This is a genomic window from Streptomyces sp. PL-25 (assembly GCF_058344915.1).
The window spans coordinates 2,359,844-2,377,472 of record NZ_CP136997.1 but is presented as its reverse complement, the minus strand read 5'-3'; the positions used below and the strand labels follow the sequence as shown (position 1 = coordinate 2,377,472).

The 17,629-nt window shown below is 71.0% G+C and carries 14 protein-coding genes; 13 read left to right on the top strand and 1 reads right to left on the bottom strand.

Translation table 11 applies throughout. The annotated features are described in order from the left end of the window. Positions 1 to 373: 373 nt before the first annotated feature. From folC to R4Z62_RS10515, 10 genes are all read left to right on the top strand, one after another. The gene (gene folC / locus R4Z62_RS10560) at positions 374 to 1,888 is read left to right on the top strand and encodes a bifunctional tetrahydrofolate synthase/dihydrofolate synthase (RefSeq protein WP_355485031.1); all 1,515 of its coding nucleotides are present in this window, start codon (positions 374 to 376) and stop codon (positions 1,886 to 1,888) included. Between the two features lie 5 nt (positions 1,889 to 1,893). After that, positions 1,894 to 2,274, top strand: a complete 381-nt coding sequence (locus R4Z62_RS10555) for a DUF4233 domain-containing protein (RefSeq protein ID WP_491519657.1) — start codon at positions 1,894 to 1,896, stop codon at positions 2,272 to 2,274. 55 nt (positions 2,275 to 2,329) lie between these two features. Beyond that, positions 2,330 to 2,743: a nucleoside-diphosphate kinase gene (ndk, locus tag R4Z62_RS10550; protein ID WP_018570818.1), complete on the top strand. Its 414-nt coding sequence runs from the start codon at positions 2,330 to 2,332 to the stop codon at positions 2,741 to 2,743. Positions 2,744 to 3,043: 300 nt separating this feature from the next. Continuing rightward, entirely contained in the window at positions 3,044 to 4,063 is a 1,020-nt protein-coding gene (locus R4Z62_RS10545; RefSeq protein WP_018570817.1) for a rod shape-determining protein, read from the top strand. A 164-nt stretch (positions 4,064 to 4,227) separates the two neighbouring features. After that, the gene (gene mreC, locus R4Z62_RS10540) at positions 4,228 to 5,265 is read left to right on the top strand and encodes a rod shape-determining protein MreC (protein WP_355485034.1); all 1,038 of its coding nucleotides are present in this window, start codon (positions 4,228 to 4,230) and stop codon (positions 5,263 to 5,265) included. Positions 5,266 to 5,282: 17 nt separating this feature from the next. After that, positions 5,283 to 5,960, top strand: coding sequence for a rod shape-determining protein MreD (gene mreD / locus R4Z62_RS10535; RefSeq protein WP_018570815.1), 678 nt, complete (start codon positions 5,283 to 5,285; stop codon positions 5,958 to 5,960). Between the two features lie 53 nt (positions 5,961 to 6,013). After that, the gene (gene mrdA / locus R4Z62_RS10530; RefSeq protein ID WP_491519656.1) at positions 6,014 to 8,296 is read left to right on the top strand and encodes a penicillin-binding protein 2; all 2,283 of its coding nucleotides are present in this window, start codon (positions 6,014 to 6,016) and stop codon (positions 8,294 to 8,296) included. Beyond that, positions 8,293 to 9,492, top strand: a complete 1,200-nt coding sequence (gene rodA, locus R4Z62_RS10525) for a rod shape-determining protein RodA (RefSeq protein ID WP_064533139.1) — start codon at positions 8,293 to 8,295, stop codon at positions 9,490 to 9,492. The genes mrdA and rodA overlap by 4 nt, the downstream gene beginning before the upstream one ends. Before the next feature lie 71 nt (positions 9,493 to 9,563). Continuing rightward, positions 9,564 to 11,120, top strand: a complete 1,557-nt coding sequence (locus tag R4Z62_RS10520; RefSeq protein WP_491519655.1) for a CYTH and CHAD domain-containing protein — start codon at positions 9,564 to 9,566, stop codon at positions 11,118 to 11,120. 40 nt (positions 11,121 to 11,160) lie between these two features. Continuing rightward, positions 11,161 to 13,101: a TIGR03960 family B12-binding radical SAM protein gene (locus R4Z62_RS10515; RefSeq protein WP_355485040.1), complete on the top strand. Its 1,941-nt coding sequence runs from the start codon at positions 11,161 to 11,163 to the stop codon at positions 13,099 to 13,101. Positions 13,102 to 13,363: 262 nt separating this feature from the next. On the opposite strand, the gene R4Z62_RS10510 is transcribed toward R4Z62_RS10515, so the two are convergent. Continuing rightward, complete coding sequence (locus R4Z62_RS10510) at positions 13,364 to 14,359, bottom strand: LuxR C-terminal-related transcriptional regulator (RefSeq protein ID WP_355485042.1); 996 nt, start codon at positions 14,357 to 14,359, stop codon at positions 13,364 to 13,366. A 163-nt stretch (positions 14,360 to 14,522) separates the two neighbouring features. On the opposite strand from R4Z62_RS10510, the gene R4Z62_RS10505 reads away from it, so the two are divergent. From R4Z62_RS10505 to R4Z62_RS10495, 3 genes are all read left to right on the top strand, one after another. Beyond that, entirely contained in the window at positions 14,523 to 14,843 is a 321-nt protein-coding gene (locus tag R4Z62_RS10505) for a hypothetical protein (protein WP_491519654.1), read from the top strand. Positions 14,844 to 15,045: 202 nt separating this feature from the next. After that, positions 15,046 to 15,207 carry a hypothetical protein gene (locus R4Z62_RS10500; protein ID WP_385490376.1) on the top strand — a complete coding sequence of 54 codons (162 nt, stop codon included), beginning with the start codon at positions 15,046 to 15,048 and terminating at the stop codon, positions 15,205 to 15,207. Positions 15,208 to 15,536: 329 nt separating this feature from the next. Continuing rightward, complete coding sequence (locus R4Z62_RS10495; RefSeq protein WP_491519653.1) at positions 15,537 to 17,576, top strand: FG-GAP-like repeat-containing protein; 2,040 nt, start codon at positions 15,537 to 15,539, stop codon at positions 17,574 to 17,576. Positions 17,577 to 17,629 lie beyond the last annotated feature (53 nt).

Genomic DNA, 17,629 nt, shown 5'->3' with positions numbered 1-17,629 from the left:
GGGCGTTCGTGACGGGACGTGACGGGACGTGACGGGACGGGACGTGACGGGACGGGATGGGGCGGGGCGGTCCGGGACGCGGGTGTCCGCGAGCGGGAGTCCGCACGACCGCCCATGACCCAGTCGTCCCTCCCCGCACACGCACCGGCGCCGGGGGAGCGCGCCCCCGAACCCACGCCTTGAACGTAGCCGCCCCGCCCCCGGCCTCGCGTCCGCGCCGGGTCTGTACCGCGTCCGCAGCCGGGCGCGCGCCCGGCCCCGCTCCCGTGCCTTGAGCGCGTGGCCGCCGTCCGCGTCCGGTCGGCCCCGGCCTCGCGCACTCCCACGCCGAACCGGCGCCGCGCCTCGTCCCGCCGCTCCGTAGACTGAACCCGTGAGCGACCTCCCGCACGAGAACGACCGGCCCGACCCTCTCGACTCCTTCGACGAGATCATCGAGGCCGAGACCACCCGTGACCCCGATCTCGCGGTGATCGAGGCCGGCAGCCGCACCCTGCGCACGCAGGGCGGCCCGCCGCAGGCCGACGTGCCCGGCCGCCCCGAGGACCCCGAGGTCGACAAGGCGCTGCGGGAGGTCGAGGCCGAGCTGGCGACCCGCTGGGGCGAGACCAAGCTGGAGCCCTCGGTCAGCAGGATCGCCGCGCTGATGGACGTCCTGGGCGAGCCGCAGCGGTCGTACCCCTCGATCCACATCACCGGGACCAACGGCAAGACCTCCACCGCCCGCATGATCGAGGCGCTGCTCGGCGCGTTCGAGCTGCGCACCGGCCGCTACACCTCGCCGCACGTGCAGTCGGTGACCGAGCGGATCAGCCTGGACGGCGCGCCGGTCTCCGCGGAGCGGTTCGTCGAGACGTACCAGGACATCAAGCCGTACGTGGAGATGGTCGACGCCGCGCAGGAGTACCGGCTGTCGTTCTTCGAGGTGCTGACCGGCATGGCGTACGCGGCCTTCGCCGACGCGCCGGTGGACGTGGCCGTGGTCGAGGTGGGCATGGGCGGCACCTGGGACGCCACGAACGTCATCGACGCGGATGTCGCCGTCGTCACCCCGATCGGCCTGGACCACACCGACCGGCTCGGCTCGACCACCGGGGAGATCGCCGGGGAGAAGGCCGGGATCATCAAGCAGGGCGCCACGGTGATCATGGCCCAGCAGCCGGTGGACGCGGCGCAGGTGCTGCTGAAGAAGGCCGTGGAGGTCGATGCCACGGTGGCCCGCGAGGGCCTGGAGTTCGGCGTCGTGGCGCGCCAGCCCGCCGTGGGCGGGCAGCTGCTGACGCTGCGCGGCCTGGGCGGCGAGTACCCGGAGGTGTACCTGCCGCTGCACGGCGCGCACCAGGCGCACAACGCGGCCGTGGCGCTCGCCGCCGTGGAGGCGTTCTTCGGGGTGGGTTCGCAGCGCGCCGAGTCGCTGGACCCGGAGACCGTCCGCAAGGCGTTCGCCGCGGTCAGCTCGCCGGGCCGGATGGAGGTCGTGCGGCGCTCGCCGACCGTGGTGCTGGACGCCGCGCACAATCCGGCGGGCGCGCAGGTCACGGCGGAGGCGGTGCAGGAGGCGTTCGACTTCAGCCGGCTGATCGGGGTGGTCGGCGCCAGCGGCGACAAGAACGTGCGCGGGCTGCTGGAGGCGTTCGAGCCGATCTTCGCTGAGGTCGTGGTCACGCGGAACTCCAGCCACCGCGCGATGGACGCCGACGAGCTGGCGGCGATCGCGGTGGAGGTGTTCGGCGAGGAGCGGGTCCAGGTGGAGCCGCGGCTGCCGGACGCGCTGGAGGCCGCGATCACGCTCGCCGAGGAGGAGGGCGAGTTCGCCGGCGGCGGTGTGCTGGTCACCGGTTCCGTCATCACCGTGGGTGAGGCCCGACTGCTCCTCGGGAGGGGCTGACTCTCGTGCGTACGCTGTGTTCCTCGACCCTGATCGGCGAGTTCTTCGTCATCGGTTTCGCCGCGCTGGTCGCGATGAAGGACCCGGACCTGTCCATGGGGGCGGTGTGGACGGTCAGCGGCATCGCGATGGTGCTGTGCGTGCTGCTGTGCGGGATGCTGGGCCGGCCCGGCGGGGTGGCCCTCGGCTGGGCCCTCCAGATCGCGCTGGTCGCGTCCGGCGTCGTGGTGCCGGTGATGTACTTCCTGGGCGCGGTGTTCGCGGGGCTGTGGTGGGCGTCGGTGCACTTCGGGCGGAAGATCGACGAGGCGAAGGCGAGATTCGCGGCGCGGGCCGCCGAGGCGGAGGCGGCTTCCGCGGCCGCCGCCTCGGCTGACGCTGTGTGACCGCGACCTTGTAGGGTCGTGCCACCGCACATCTGTACAGCAGAAGGAGTCCACCGTGACCCAGCGCACCCTCGTCCTCCTCAAGCCCGACGCGGTCCGTCGCGGCCTGACCGGCGAGATCATCAGCCGTATCGAGCGCAAGGCCGGCTGGCAGATCACCGCGCTGGAGCTGCGCACCCTGGACCAGGACACGCTGGAGCAGCACTACGGCGAGCACAAGGGCAAGCCCTTCTACGAGCCGCTGATGGTGTTCATGGCCTCGGGCCCGGTGGTCGCGATGATCGTCGAGGGCGAGCGGGTCATCGAGGGGGTGCGCGCCCTGGCCGGTCCGACCGACCCGATCGCCGCCGCGCCCGGTTCCATCCGCGGGGACTACGGTGTGATCGTGCGGGAGAACCTGATCCACGCCTCCGACTCCGAGGAGTCCGCCGAGCGCGAGGTGAAGATCTTCTTTCCCGGTCGTGGCTGAGCCGTCGGCGCCGCTTCCTGACGTATCGTCAGTTCATCAGCCCGCCTGACCTGGGCGGCCGTGGACATGCGGCCGCCCATCGGCATACCCGAAGGCGATCGGGGGAACGCGTGCCCCCGATGGACCGTCTCCACAAGCGAGGCGGTACGCCATCTGCTGACAATGGCGAAGACCCTCGCGCGGTGTTCGTGCAGGCGCGTTTACGATGGAAGCCTTCACGTCACAGCACCCACCTCGCCGTACCTGAAATGCCCTCAAAAGCTCCCAGGGAAGGCCAGACGAATCCTGATGGGGAACTCAATGTCGTTCATCGGCCGTGACATGGCTGTCGACCTCGGGACCGCCAACACGCTGGTGTACGTCAGGGGTCGCGGGATCGTACTCAACGAGCCGTCCGTCGTCGCGATCAACACGAACACCGGTGGCATCCTCGCCGTCGGCGCCGAGGCGAAGAAGATGATCGGGCGCACGCCCGGCAACATCGTCGCCGTGCGCCCGCTCAAGGACGGCGTCATCGCGGACTTCGAGATCACCGAGCGGATGCTCCGCTACTTCATCCTGAAGATCCACAAGCGGCGCTATCTGGCTCGTCCGCGGGTCGTGGTCTGCGTGCCCTCCGGCATCACCGGCGTCGAGCGGCGCGCCGTCATCGAGGCCTCCTCCCAGGCCGGCGCCCGCCAGGTGCACATCATCGAGGAGCCCATGGCCGCGGCCATCGGCTCCGGCCTGCCGGTCCACGAGGCCACGGGCAACATGGTGGTGGACATCGGCGGCGGCACCACGGAGGTCGCGGTCATCTCGCTCGGCGGCATCGTCACCGCCCAGTCCATCCGCGTCGCCGGCGACGAACTGGACAACGCGATCATCCAGTACGTCAAGAAGGAGTACAGCCTTCTGCTGGGCGAGCGCACGGCCGAGCAGATCAAGATCACGATCGGCTCCGCGTACGAACTCGACGCCGACGAGCACACCGAGATCCGCGGCCGGGACCTGGTCTCCGGCCTGCCCAAGACCGTCGTCATCTCGGCCGCCGAGGTGCGCAAGGCGATCGAGGAACCGGTCAACGCGATCGTCGACGCGGTCAAGACGACCCTGGACAAGTGCCCGCCGGAGCTGTCCGGCGACATCATGGACCGGGGCATCGTGCTGACCGGCGGCGGCGCCCTGCTGCGCGGCCTGGACGAGCGGCTGCGCCGGGAGACCGGCATGCCGATCCACATCGCCGAGGACCCGCTGGACAGCGTGGCGCTCGGCTCCGGGAAGTGCGTCGAGGAGTTCGAGGCGCTGCAGCAGGTGCTGGACGCCCAGCCGCGCCGATGACACGACGTTTCGATTCCGCCGTACGAGATGATCTCCTCTCGTACGGCGGATCGTTGATATAGAGGCATAAGCTCCCACAAACGGCCCCCGAGGGTGTGCGCTTCCCCACCGGCGCTCACCGGGGGCCACCCGAATTCCTACGAGGAAGGGCACGGCCGCCGCACGTGAGGGACACGAAAGAGAGCCGGCTGCTCCTGGTGCTGCTGATCGCCGTGGCGTTCGCGCTGATCACGGTCGATATCCGCGGCGGGGAGAATTCCCCGGTGGACGGCGCCCGGCGCGGCGCCGCCACCGTTTTCGGCCCGATCGAGAACGGCGTGTCGGGCGCGGTGGACCCGGTCGGCGACGCGGTCTCCGCGGTCCGCGAGTCCGGCGGCCGCCACGACCGGCTCGCCGCACTGGAGAAGGAGAACGCGGCGCTCAAGGCCAAGCTCGGCAGCGACGACCGCAACCGCAGCCGTCTGAGCCAGCTCGACAAGATGCTGAAGCTCGCCGGCCAGGGCCAGTACGGCATCAAGGGCGCCCAGGTCATCGCCATAGGAGCCGCGCAGGGCTTCTCCTGGACCATCACCATCGACGCGGGCGCCGACGACGGCATCCGGCGTGACATGACCGTCCTCAACGGCGACGGCCTGGTCGGCCGCGTCACCACCGTCGGCCCCGGCACGTCGACCGTGCTGCTCGCCAACGACCCCGACTTCACCGTCGGCACCCGCATGGAGGGCACCGACGAACTCGGCTTCGCCTCCGGCCAGGGCGACCGGCCGATGCGCGTGCAACTCCTCAACGGCAAGGCGGAGGTGAAGAAGGGCGACCGGCTGGTCACCTTCGGCTCCCAGGCCGACAAGCCGTTCGTGCCCGGTGTCCCGGTCGGTGTCGTCTCCCGCGTCGACCCCTCCGGCGGCGACCTGACCCGCACCGTCTATGTCACGCCGTACGTCGGCTTCACCAAGCTCGACGTCATCGGTGTCGTCGTCCAGGCCCCGAAGAAGGACCCGCGCGACACGGTCCTGCCGGCCAAGCCCAAGCCGGCCCCGACGCCCACCGTGACGGTCACGGTCACCCCGACCGGCGGCGCGAACGACACGTCCGGCCGCTCCGGGAACGGCGCGGGCCTGCCCGACGCCCAGGGCACCGGGGAGCGCGACACCCAGGGCACCGGGGAGCCCGACCCGCAGTCCACCGACGACCAGCAGCCGTAGGAGCGAGAAAAGTCCCCATGCGTCTCAACCGGATCCTGCTCTCCACCGTGCTGGTCGTCGTCGCCCTGGTGATCCAGGTGAGCGTCCTGGCCCGGCTGCACCTGCCCGGCGCCGTGCCCGACCTGCTGCTGCTCACCGTGCTCGGCCTGGCCATGGTCTACGGGCACGTCGGCGGCTGCCTGGTCGGCTTCGGCGCCGGACTCCTCGCCGACCTCGCCCCGCCCGCCGACCACGCCGCCGGCCGCTACGCCCTCGTGCTCTGCGTCATCGGCTATCTGGCCGGGCTCATCAAGCCCGAGACCGGCCAGGTCAAGTCGGCCACCGGCCCGATGGCCGTGGTGGTCGCCGCCGCCCTCGGCTCCACCCTGCTGTACGCCGGTGTCGGCGCCCTCGTCGGCGACACCGCCGCCCGCCACGTCGGCCTGCCCGGACTGCTGATCAGCGCGGCCGTCTACGATCTGCTGCTCGCCCCGTTCGTGGTGCCCGGCATCATGGCGCTGGCCCGGCGCGCCGAGAACGACCCGCTCGCCGAGGCCGGTTCCGCCGCCAAGAAGGCCGACATCTCCTCCGGCTGGCTCTCCTCGGGCACCGGACTGCGCATCGGCGGCCAGCGCGGCGCGCTCGGCTCACTGAAGACCAAGGCCCGCTCCCGCTCCACCCGGGTCGGCCGCATCAAGGGGGTCAAGCGCCTGTGACAGGCCCGCACGCACACGACTCGTCCGGACACTGAGAGGGGGAGGCAGCACCAGTGACCAACATTCCCGAGACCGGTCGGACCCCACGCGTCCAGACCCGGCTCATCGTCCTCCAGATCCTCGTCCTCTCCCTGCTCGGCACCCTCGGCGGCCGGCTGTGGTACCTCCAGATCCGCGAGGGCGCGCAGTACCAGAAGGAGGCGTCGGGCAACCACGTCCAGCAGGTCGTCCAGCCCGCCGTGCGCGGCTCGATCCTGGACGCGCGCGGTGTCCCGCTCGCCGACAACGAGACCCGGCTCGTGGTCTCCGCCTCCCGCACCGACCTGCTCAAGCAGAAGGACGACGGCAAGGCGGTCCTCGCCAAGCTCGCCGGGGTCCTCGGCATGGACCCGCAGGAGATCCAGCAGAAGGTCCGGCTGTGCGACGCCAAGACGCCGCAGCCCTGCTGGAACGGCTCGCCCTACCAGCCCATCCCGCTCACCGACGAGGCCACCCCCAAGCAGGCCCTCCAGATCCGCGAGCGCGCCGAGGACTTCCCCGGCATCACCGCCGAGCCCGAGGCCGTGCGCCGCTACGCGGGCCCCGGCAAGTCCAACACCGCGCAGGTCCTCGGCTACCTCTCACCGGTCACCGACGACGAGATCCAGCAGGCCAAGGACACCTCCTCGCCCTATCTGCGCTCCGACATGGTCGGCCGCTCCGGTCTGGAGCGCCAGTACGACAAGGAACTGCGCGGCAAGGCCGGCGTCACCCGCTACGAGGTCGACAACCTCGGCCGGGTCATCGGCAAGGCCAAGTCGGACGCCGCCCAGCCCGGCTCCAACCTGGTCACCAGCATCGACGCCCGGGTCCAGCGGGTCGCCGAGTACGAGCTGGACAAGGCGATGAAGGCCGCCCGCCAGCAGTACGACAGCATCACCGGCACCAACTACAAGGCCGACTCCGGCGCCGTCGTCGTGATGGAGGCCAAGACCGGCCGGATCGTCTCCATGGCGTCCGCGCCGACGTACGACCCGAACGTCTGGGTCGGCGGCATCTCCGCCAAGGACTACGCCGAGCTCACCGGCAAGAACTCCGACTACCCGCTGCTGAACCGCGCCATACAGGGTCAGTCCGCGCCCGGTTCGACCTTCAAGGTGGTCTCCACGGCCGCCGCGGTCGAGGCCGGCTACGACTTCAACGGCAACTACCCCTGCACCAGCTCGTACTCGGTCGGCGGCCAGGTCTTCAAGAACTTCGAGGGCGAGAACTTCGGCAACATCTCCCTGGGCCGGGCCCTGGAGGTCTCCTGCGACACCGTCTTCTACGGCCTCGCGGACAACGAGTGGAAGAAGGACGGGGGCATCAACCCGAAGAAGGGCCAGCCCAAGGACTACTTCTTCAAGGCCGCCCACCAGTTCGGCCTGGGCAAGGAGACCGGCATCGACCTGCCCAACGAGGTCACCGGCCGCGTCCCCGACCGCCAGTGGAAGCAGAAGTACTGGGAGGCCAACAAGGACGCCTGGTGCAAGTCCGGCAAGAAGAACGGCAGCTACGTCGAGAAGATCGCCTACGAGAACTGCCTCGAAGGCAACAAGATGCGCGAGGGTGACGCGATCAACTACTCCATCGGCCAGGGCGACACCCTGCTGACGCCGATCCAGGAGGCCGTCATCTACGGTGCCATCTCCAACGGCGGCACCATGTACACCCCGACCATCGGCAAGGCCGTGGTCAGCCCCGACGGCAAGCACGTCACCGAGATCAAGCCCAGGTCCCACGGCAGGCTGCCCATCACCAAGGCCACCCGCGACATGATGGACCAGGCGCTCGCCGGCGTCGCCACCCGCGGTACCGCCGCCTGGAAGTTCAACGGCTGGCCGCAGGACAAGATCCCGCTGCACGCCAAGACCGGTACCGCCGAGGTCTACGGCAAGCAGACCACGTCCTGGCTCGCCACCTACAGCAAGGACTACACGGTCATCATGACCATCGCCCAGGCCGGTACCGGCTCCGGCGCCTCCGGCGAGGCCGTGCGCAACATCTACAGCGCCCTGTACGGCGTGCAGGCCGACGGGTCCGTCGACAACAAGAAGGCCCTGCTGCCCACCCCGATGAAGGGCCTGCCGAAGATCCAGGCCGACGGCACCATCCCCGCCCCCAAGATCAAGGGCGACCCCGCCAAGGACCAGGAGAAGGTCGCCAAGGAGGTCGCCCAGCAGGGCACCACCACCGCCCCGGACGGCGACCAGGACACCCCGGCGACCACCAACAACACGGGGGCGGGCAACCGCGACACCCGAAGGCGCCCGCGCAGGCGCCCGCAGCGCGGAGGAAGGCGGAGGACGACCGCATGACCGGCGCGAACAACTTCTCCGTCTCCGGGTACGGACCCGAGCGGGCCGGCTGGACCCGGCTGCTCGCCCGCGACTCGGTCACCCGCCGCCTGGACTGGCCGATACTGCTGTCGGCGCTCGCCCTCTCCGGGATCGGCTCCCTCCTGGTCTTCTCGGCCACCCGCAACCGCACCGAGATCAACCAGGGCGACCCGTACTACTTCCTGATCCGGCACCTGATGAACACCGGCATCGGACTCGCCCTGATGTTCGGCATCATCTGGCTCGGCCACCGCACCCTGCGCACCGCCGTGCCGATCCTCTACGGCGCCTCGGTCTTCGGCATCCTGCTGGTGCTCACCCCGCTCGGCTCCACCGTCAACGGCGCGCACTCCTGGATCGTCCTCGGCGGCGGCTTCTCCATCCAGCCGTCCGAGTTCGTGAAGATCACGATCATCCTGGGCATGGCGATGATGCTCGCCGCCCGGGTGGACGCGGGCGACAAGGAGCACCCCGACCACCGCACGGTCCTCCAGGCCCTGGGCCTGGCCGCGGTTCCCATCCTGATCGTCCTGCTCATGCCGGACCTCGGCTCGGTCATGGTCATGGTGGTGATCATCCTGGGGGCGCTGCTCGCCTCCGGCGCCTCCAACCGCTGGACCCTGGGCCTCGTGGCCACCGGCACGCTCGGCGCCGTCGCGGTCTGGCAGCTGCACATCCTCGACGAGTACCAGATCAACCGGTTCGCGGCCTTCGCCAACCCCAGCCTCGACCCGGCCGGCGTCGGCTACAACACCAACCAGGCCCGTATCGCCATCGGCTCCGGCGGACTGACCGGCTCGGGCCTCTTCCACGGCTCCCAGACCACCGGCCAGTTCGTGCCCGAGCAGCAGACCGACTTCGTCTTCACCGTCGCGGGGGAGGAGCTGGGCTTCGCGGGCGCCGGGCTGATCATCGTGCTGCTCGGGGTCGTCCTGTGGCGCGCCTGCCGCATCGCCCGCGAGACCACCGAGCTGTACGGCACCGTCGTCGCCGCCGGGATCGTCGCCTGGTTCGCCTTCCAGGCGTTCGAGAACATCGGCATGACCCTGGGCATCATGCCGGTCACCGGCCTGCCCCTGCCGTTCGTCTCCTACGGAGGCTCGTCCATGTTCGCGGTCTGGGCGGCGGTCGGACTGCTCCAGTCGATCAGAGTGCAGCGGCCCATGTCGGCGTAGCACACGCCTCCTGCGCACCGGATCCGTGCGCAGGAGGCGCCCCCGGCGGCGGGGACCACTACATTCGGTGCATGGCGGCCGTCCGGCGCGAGATCGAGCGGAAGTACGAGTCCGGTACGGGCCGACTGCCGGACCTCACCGGCGTCGGTCCGGTCGCCGCCGTCGCCGACCGGGGCACCGCCGCCCTCGACGCCGTCCACTACGACACCGCCGACGAACGCCTGGCCGCCGCCGGACTCACGCTGCGCCGCCGCACCGGCGGCACCGACGCGGGCTGGCACCTGAAGATCCCGGTCGCCCCCGACGTACGCGACGAGATCCAGGCCCCGCTCTCCGACGAGGTGCCGCCCGCCCTCGCCGCCCTGCTCCGCTCCCGGGTCCGCGGCGCCGCGCTGCGCCCCGTGCTCCGGCTGCGCTCCACCCGCGCCGTCCACCACCTGCTCGACGCCCGCGGCACGCTGCTCGCCGAGCTGAGCGTGGACACCGTACGGGCCGACCGGCTGACCGGCACGACCGGCACCGCGCACACCCGCGGCGGCCACGACGACCGCTCCGCCACGGCCCGCTGGACCGAGATCGAGGTGGAACTCGCCGAGGACGGCGACCCCGCCCTCCTCGACCTGCTGGACGACCGGCTGCGCGCGGCGGGCGTACGGCGCTCGGACGCCCCCTCCAAGGCCGCCCGCGCCCTGGCGGAGACGGCCCCGCCCGGCCACCGCCCGCTGCCCGGACCGCCCGCCTGGCCGGTCACCGCGGGCGACCACGTCCTCGCCCGGCTGCGCGCCCAGCGGGACGTCGTCGTCGCCCTCGACCCGGCGGTCCGCCGCGATCTGCCCGACTCCGTGCACCGCATGCGCGTCGCCACCCGCCGGCTGCGCAGCGCCCTGCGCACCCACGGCCGGGTCCTGGACCGCGCCGCCACCGCCCCGCTCGCCGCCGAACTGAAGTGGCTCGCCGGGGAACTCGGCCTCGACCGCGACCACGAGGTCCTCGCCGAACGCCTCACCGCCGCCCTCGGCGCGCTGCCCGAGTCCCTGGTGACCGGGCCGGTCCGCACCCGGCTGCGGCTGTGGTCCGCGAGCCGCCGCGCGGGCGCCCGCAGCCGGGTGCTGGCCGTCCTGGACGGCGGCCGGTACCTGGCCCTGCTCGACGCGCTGGACGCCCTCACCGCCCGGCCGCCGCTGCGGCCCGCGGCCGGCGGCGACCCGGCCGAGGTGCTGGGCCGGGCCCTCGGCGAGGAACACGCCCGGCTGGCCGCCGCCCTCGACCGGGCGCTCGCCCTGCCGCCCGGACCCGCCCGCGACCTCGCCCTGCACGAGGCCCGCAAGCAGGCCAAGCGCACCCGCTACGCGGCCGAGACCGCCGCCGGGGCCCTCGGCGCGGCGGCCGGGCCGCCGGGCGCGGACGCCAAGGCCCTCCAGACGCTGCTCGGCGACCACCAGGACGGCGTGCTGGCCCGCCGCGCCCTGCGCGAGCTGGCCGGGCAGGCGCAGGCGGCCCGGGAGAGCTCCTTCACCTACGGGCTGCTGTACGGGCGCGAGGAGCACCGCGCGGCCGTGCTGGAGGCGGAGCTGTCCCGGCTGCGGGCGCGGCTGCGGCCGTTCGGGACAGGCCGCCGACCGGGTTAGGCTAGATGGTCACCCCTGTCAGCTGACGAAAGTTCCCGCGATGACCGTCGAGTCGGTTTTCCCGCAGCTCGAAGCCTTGCTCCCGCATGTGCAGAAGCCGATCCAGTACGTGGGCGGCGAGCTCAACTCCACCGTCAAGAGCTGGGACGAGTGCGACGTCCGCTGGGCGCTCATGTACCCGGACGCGTACGAGGTCGGCCTGCCCAACCAGGGCGTCATGATCCTCTACGAGGTGCTGAACGAGCGGCCGGGCGTCCTCGCCGAGCGCACCTACAGCGTGTGGCCGGACCTGGAGGCGCTGATGCGGGAGCACGGCGTCCCGCAGTTCACCGTGGACAGCCACCGCCCGGTGAAGGCGTTCGACGTGTTCGGCCTGTCCTTCTCCACGGAGCTGGGCTACACCAACATGCTCACCGCCCTCGACCTGGCCGGCATCCCGCTGGAGGCCCGCGACCGCACGGTCGACGACCCGATCGTGGTGGCCGGCGGCCACGCGGCCTTCAACCCCGAGCCGATCGCCGACTTCATCGACTGCGCGGTCATCGGCGACGGCGAGCAGGCGGTCCTGGAGATCACCGAGATCGTCCGCGCCTGGAAGGCCGAGGGGCGCCCCGGGGGCCGGGAGGAGGTGCTGCTGCGCCTGGCGAAGACCGGCGGGGTCTACGTCCCCGGCTTCTATGACGTCGAGTACCTCCCCGACGGCCGGATCGCCCGTGTCGTGCCCAACCGCTCCGGTGTGCCCTGGCGGGTGTCCAAGCACACCGTGATGGACCTGGACGAGTGGCCCTACCCCAAGCAGCCGCTGGTCCCGCTCGCCGAGACGGTGCACGAGCGCATGTCGGTGGAGATCTTCCGCGGCTGCACCCGCGGCTGCCGGTTCTGCCAGGCCGGCATGATCACCCGCCCGGTGCGCGAGCGCTCCATCACCGGCATCGGCGAGATGGTCGAGAAGGGCCTGAAGGCGACCGGCTTCGAGGAGGTCGGCCTGCTCTCCCTGTCCTCCGCGGACCACAGCGAGATCGGCGACATCGCCAAGGGCCTGGCCGACCGCTACACGGACGACAAGATCGGCCTGTCCCTGCCCTCCACCCGCGTGGACGCCTTCAACGTCGACCTGGCCGACGAGCTGACGCGCAACGGCCGCCGCTCCGGTCTGACCTTCGCCCCCGAGGGCGGCTCCGAGCGGATGCGCAAGGTCATCAACAAGATGGTCTCCGAGGACGACCTGATCCGCACGGTCGCCACCGCGTACGGCAACGGCTGGCGCCAGGTCAAGCTGTACTTCATGTGCGGCCTGCCCACCGAGACCGACGAGGACGTGCTCCAGATCGCCGACATGGCGACCCACGTCATCGCCAAGGGCCGCGAGGTCTCCGGCTCGGGCGACATCCGCTGCACGGTCTCCATCGGCGGGTTCGTGCCCAAGCCGCACACCCCCTTCCAGTGGGCGCCGCAGCTGAGCGCCGAGGAGACCGACGCCCGCCTGCAGAAGCTCCGGGACAAGATCCGCGGCGACAAGAAGTACGGCCGCTCCATCGGCTTCCGCTACCACGACGGCAAGCCCGGCATCATCGAGGGCCTGCTCTCCCGCGGCGACCGCCGCACCGGCGCGGTGATCCGCGCGGTCTACGAGGACGGCGGCCGCTTCGACGGCTGGCGCGAGCACTTCTCCTACGACCGCTGGATGAACTGCGCCGCCAAGGCCCTGGCCCCCTACGGCGTCGACGTCGACTGGTACACCACCCGCGAGCGCTCCTACGAGGAGGTCCTGCCCTGGGACCACCTCGACTCCGGCCTCGACAAGGACTGGCTCTGGGAGGACTGGCAGGACGCCCTCGACGAGACCGAGGTCGAGGACTGCCGCTGGACGCCCTGCTTCGACTGCGGCGTGTGCCCGGCGATGGACACCAGCATCCAGATCGGCCCGACGGGCAAGAAGCTGCTGCCGCTGACGGTGAAGAACAGCACTGTGGCGGGCTGAGGCGGGGAAGCGGAGGGCGACCGGGTCACCGCGGCGCATCGCTGAGGCCGTGGTGGACGCCGCGGAGGACGAGGTGGCCTCAGCCATCGCCAGGGAGGCGATCGCCGCGGCGATCGCCTCGGGGCGGCCCATGCGGTGCGGGGACAGCGAGCCGAGCAGGGCCGCGAAGGTCTCGGGACGTACTCGCGGCACCGCGCCAGCCTCTCCGGCACCCCGGGCGGAACCTTTCTGCTGGGTGCCCGGGGCTCGGCGGGACGGCAGCTCAGTCGCACTGGCTCGGCAGCCAGCCGCGCTGGACCGCCCGGACCCCCGCCTCGAACCGGCTGCGCGCGTTCAGGCGCTCCATGAGGTCGGTGGCGACCCGGCGGGCGGTGCGCTGGGAGACGCCCAGCCGTTTGGCGATGGCCTCGTCGGTGTGGCCCTGGGCGAGGAGCTTGATCGTGGTGCTCTCCTGGCGGGTCAGGCCGTGGCCGTCGCGGACCAGGACCTCGCCCAGCGGTCGCGCGGCGTGCCAGATGCCCTCGAAGAGTGCGCACAGCGCGGTGAGCGTGCCCTGTCCGGTGAGGATCACGGCGCCGGACGCGGTGTCCGCGCTGCTGACCGGCAGGACGGCGGTGGTCCGGTCGATGATGATCATGCGGGTGGGCAGCGCCGGCACGGTGCGGACCTGGGCGCCGTGAGCGGTCAGCCAGTTCGCGTGGTCCACCGTGGGCTGGTGGTTGCGCAGGCTGTCCAGGTAGACGGTCCGCATGACCACGTCGCGTTCGAGGACCTCGCGGTTGAGCGGCCGGGACGCCTCCATGTTCGCCGCGGTCTGCGCGCCGTCGGGTGCGAAGGTCAGCACCTCTTTCCGCACGGACCTGCTCAGCAGGGCGACCCGGTCCCGGACCGCGTCCAGGCCGTTGAGCTGCTCCGCGCCGGGGTCCTGGGCGCGGTTGAGTTCGGCGTGCTCGGCGATCAGGCGGACGGCCGCGGCGCGTGAGGCCTCCAACTGGGCCTGCTGCGCGGCCAGCTCCGCCTGCTGGCGCGCGATCAGGACCTCCATGCCGAGGTCCGGGGCGATGGCGCGCAGCCGCCCGTCGTGTTCGCCGGACGGCTGGACCAGGGTCAGTTCGCTCAGCCGGTCACAGGCTTCCCGTACGTCTTCCACCGCGTGTCCGGTCCGCTCGGCGAGCGCCGCGACGCCCTCCAGCGGATGGGCCAGCATTTCCCTGTATACGGACTCCGCGACGGGATCCAAGCCCAGAACGGGTCGCATCCCCACCCCCTTCGGTCACTTGCCTTTCCCGTGAACTTCGTGATCGTGCCATGGAATAGTTGTTCAGTCTCTGTACAGATTCATGGACCAAAGCGGCAAAGGACGAAACCGGCCACCTGATTGCTCTGGCGGCAAGGGCTTGCGGCTTGTGATGTTCGGCACCATGTACTTGATCCATACGCGTCTGGGAGGCGCGGACGGAGCCGTCCTCCCGGACGGTGTCGCCCAACTGGTGCTCGCCGCGGCGAGCCCGGCCGACGGCGTCGAACACGTCCGTGCGCACCCCGACGCGCTGCCCCACCCCGTCTTGGCCCTCTTCGTGCTGGCCGGTTCCCTGGAAGAGGCCGAGGCGCGCGCGCTGGAGGTGTGCCGGCGCGCGCTCGCCGACGCGCCGGAGCTGCGCGGGTGGGAAGCGGTGAGCTCGGGCGCCGCCTTCGTGGCGCCGTACTACGAGCGGCTGCTGTTCCCCTCCGGCCCCGGCTGAGGACGGCGCGACCGGGCCTGGACGGAAGGGGCCATGGCCGATTGGGGCCAGCCTCCAGCCCTTCTCCAGCCGCTGAGCAGCGGAGAAGCTGATGACCGAAGCCGAGGGACGCGGCCCACGGGCCCAGGGCCCCGCATCCTCAGGCGGACCGCACCGCCCGCACTCGTGTCATCGCTTCTCAGGGGAAAGAGTCATGCACGCCATGCACATACGTATGAGCCAGGTCGCCGCCACCGCCCTTCTCGCTCTGGGTGCCGTCCTCTTCGGCCAGTACACCGCCGCTCCGGCCGGGCCCGCCCAGATCCTCGGTGCGCACAGCGCCCGGACGGCCATGGACACGCAGGACGACCTCGGCTGGCAGTAGGTCCGCCGCTGGAGGCGCCGCAGGACGGCGGCGGGACGCGCGACGAAGCGCGTCGAAGTGCTTCCACGGGTGACGGCCCGCACACGGCGCAGGTGCCCGCCCGCGCGGAAGACCGGACCGGCACACCTGTGAGGCACCCATCCGGTGCCAGGCACCGGATGGGCGAGCCCGATGGCACCTGAGCGGAGCGGCCCCCGCTTCTCCCGCACACCTTTCACGGTCTCCCTGATTTTCCACACCCTCCCACGCCCGTCCACGTCCTTCCGTGCTCTTCCACGCCCTTTCACGCCGCGGCGCGGCTCAGCCGTGCCCGAAAACGGAGGAAATCCATGTCTGTGTACGCGAAGGCCAACCGCCGCGCGCTGTCCGCTCTCGGTGCCCTGGTCGCCGCGACCGTCATCACGGGTCTCGCGGGTGTCCCGGCCCAGGCCGCCGGCACGCCCCAAGAGCAGATGGCCGCCACGGCCACTGCCGAGAACGGCAACGGGCCGTGCGCCCACGGCGGTTACGACGACGGCCTGAGCCAGAGCAACAGCTGCGACGGGCACGGCGGCCAGTCGCAGGCGTGGTGCGCCGACTTCGTCGGCTGGGTGTGGGCCCACCACGATGTCTCCGGTATGGGAATGCTCACCGATGCCGCCGCGAGTTTCTACCAGTACGGCCTGAAGTACGGGACGAAATCCAGTACCCCGCATGTCGGCGACGCCGTCGTCTACGGCTACTCCAACGGCTGGGCCCAGCACGTGGCGATGGTCACGGGCGTCAGCAACGGCACCGTCACCATCACCGGCGGGAACCAGGGCCACGCCACCAGCTCCGAGGGCCTGGTCAGCACCAACAGCACCATCCACTACGCCGTCGGCGACGCGCCCTGGGGCCAGACCATCAGCGGCTACATCTCCCCGGTGATCCAGAAGGCCACCCCGCCGAAGGTCTCCCTGAAGGGCCTGCCCGGCACCTCGGTGACCGGTGTCGCCTCCCTCTCCGCATCCGTCACCGCCGGCACCTACGGCATCAAGACCGTCGAGTACTACCTGGACGGCGAGAAGATCGCCACCCGCAGCACCGCGCCGTACACCTACTCCCTCGACACCAGCCGGGTGCCGGACGGCAAGCACACCCTCTCCGTCGAGGTCACCGACACCCAGGGCAACACCGGTGGCGACCGCGCCCAGATCATCACCTCCAACGGCGACTCGGGCTCGACCTTCGACGCCGACTTCAACGGTGACGGCAAGTCGGACGTGGGCGTGCTGTACGACTACGGCCAGACCAGCGACGGCACCAACCACGTCGGCCTGTGGACCTACCTCAGCAACGGCTCGGGCTTCGACAAGCCGGTGAAGGTCTGGGACAACATCGACGCGGGCAGCGGCAGCTGGAACTGGGACCGCTCCAAGGTCACCTCGGGTGACTTCAACGGTGACGGCAAGACGGACGTCGGCGTGCTGTACAACAACGGCGAGCAGAGTGACGGCAGCAACCGCACCAGCCTGTGGACCCTGACCAGCAACGGGACGGGCTTCAACAAGCCGGTGAAGGTCTGGGACAACATCGACGCGGGCAGCGGCAGCTGGAACTGGAACCGCTCCAAGGTCACCTCGGGTGACTTCAACGGCGACGGCAAGACGGACGTCGGCGTGCTGTACAACAACGGTCAGCAGAGCGACGGCGGCAACCGCACCAGCCTGTGGACGTTCACGAGCACGGGCAGCGGGTTCGGGAAGCCGGTGAAGAAGTGGGACAACGTCGACGCGGGCAGCGGGAGCTGGAACTGGGACCGTTCGAAGGTGACGGCGGGTGACTTCACCGGGGACGGCAAGGCGGATGTCGCGGTGCTGTACGACAACGGTGAGCAGAGCGACGGCAGCAACCGGACCACGTTGTGGACGCTGACCAGCACGGGCGGCGGGTTCAACGCTCCGCTGCGCAAGTGGGACAACACCGAGTCGGACGTGAAGAGCTGGAACTGGGACCGCTCCAAGCTGACCTCCGGCGACTACACCGGCGACGGCAAGGCCGACATCGGGATCCTCTACAACAACGGCCAGACCGAGGACTCCCGCAACAAGTCCGCCCTGTGGACCTTCGCCAGCACCGGCGCCGGCTTCAGCAACCCGCTGCGCAAGTGGGACTCCGGCTCCGACAGCTGGAACACCGCCACCAGCAAGCTCACCTCCGGCGACTTCGACGGTGACGGCAAGAGCGACATCGGCGTCCTGTACGGCTACGGCCAGCAGGACGACGGCAGCAACCGGACCGGCCTGTGGAAGTTCACCAGCACCGGCCCCGCCTTCAACAACCCGACCCTCGCCTTCGACAGCAAGAACTTCACCAGCTGGAACTGGGAGAACAGCAAGCTCGCCTGACGGCATCGGCCACCCGCGTGGGCGGCGGGACCCGCTCCCGCCGCCCACGCGGC

Coding starts and splice junctions, on each gene's coding strand:
- R4Z62_RS10515 (WP_355485040.1), top strand. CDS start 11,161: ATGACCGTCGAGTCGGTTTTCCCGCAGCTCGAAGCCTTGCTCCCGCAT.
- R4Z62_RS10545 (WP_018570817.1), top strand. CDS start 3,044: ATGTCGTTCATCGGCCGTGACATGGCTGTCGACCTCGGGACCGCCAAC.
- rodA (WP_064533139.1), top strand. CDS start 8,293: ATGACCGGCGCGAACAACTTCTCCGTCTCCGGGTACGGACCCGAGCGG.
- R4Z62_RS10520 (WP_491519655.1), top strand. CDS start 9,564: ATGGCGGCCGTCCGGCGCGAGATCGAGCGGAAGTACGAGTCCGGTACG.
- R4Z62_RS10500 (WP_385490376.1), top strand. CDS start 15,046: ATGCACATACGTATGAGCCAGGTCGCCGCCACCGCCCTTCTCGCTCTG.
- mreD (WP_018570815.1), top strand. CDS start 5,283: ATGCGTCTCAACCGGATCCTGCTCTCCACCGTGCTGGTCGTCGTCGCC.
- R4Z62_RS10510 (WP_355485042.1), bottom strand. CDS start 14,359: ATGCGACCCGTTCTGGGCTTGGATCCCGTCGCGGAGTCCGTATACAGG.
- R4Z62_RS10495 (WP_491519653.1), top strand. CDS start 15,537: ATGTCTGTGTACGCGAAGGCCAACCGCCGCGCGCTGTCCGCTCTCGGT.
- R4Z62_RS10505 (WP_491519654.1), top strand. CDS start 14,523: ATGTACTTGATCCATACGCGTCTGGGAGGCGCGGACGGAGCCGTCCTC.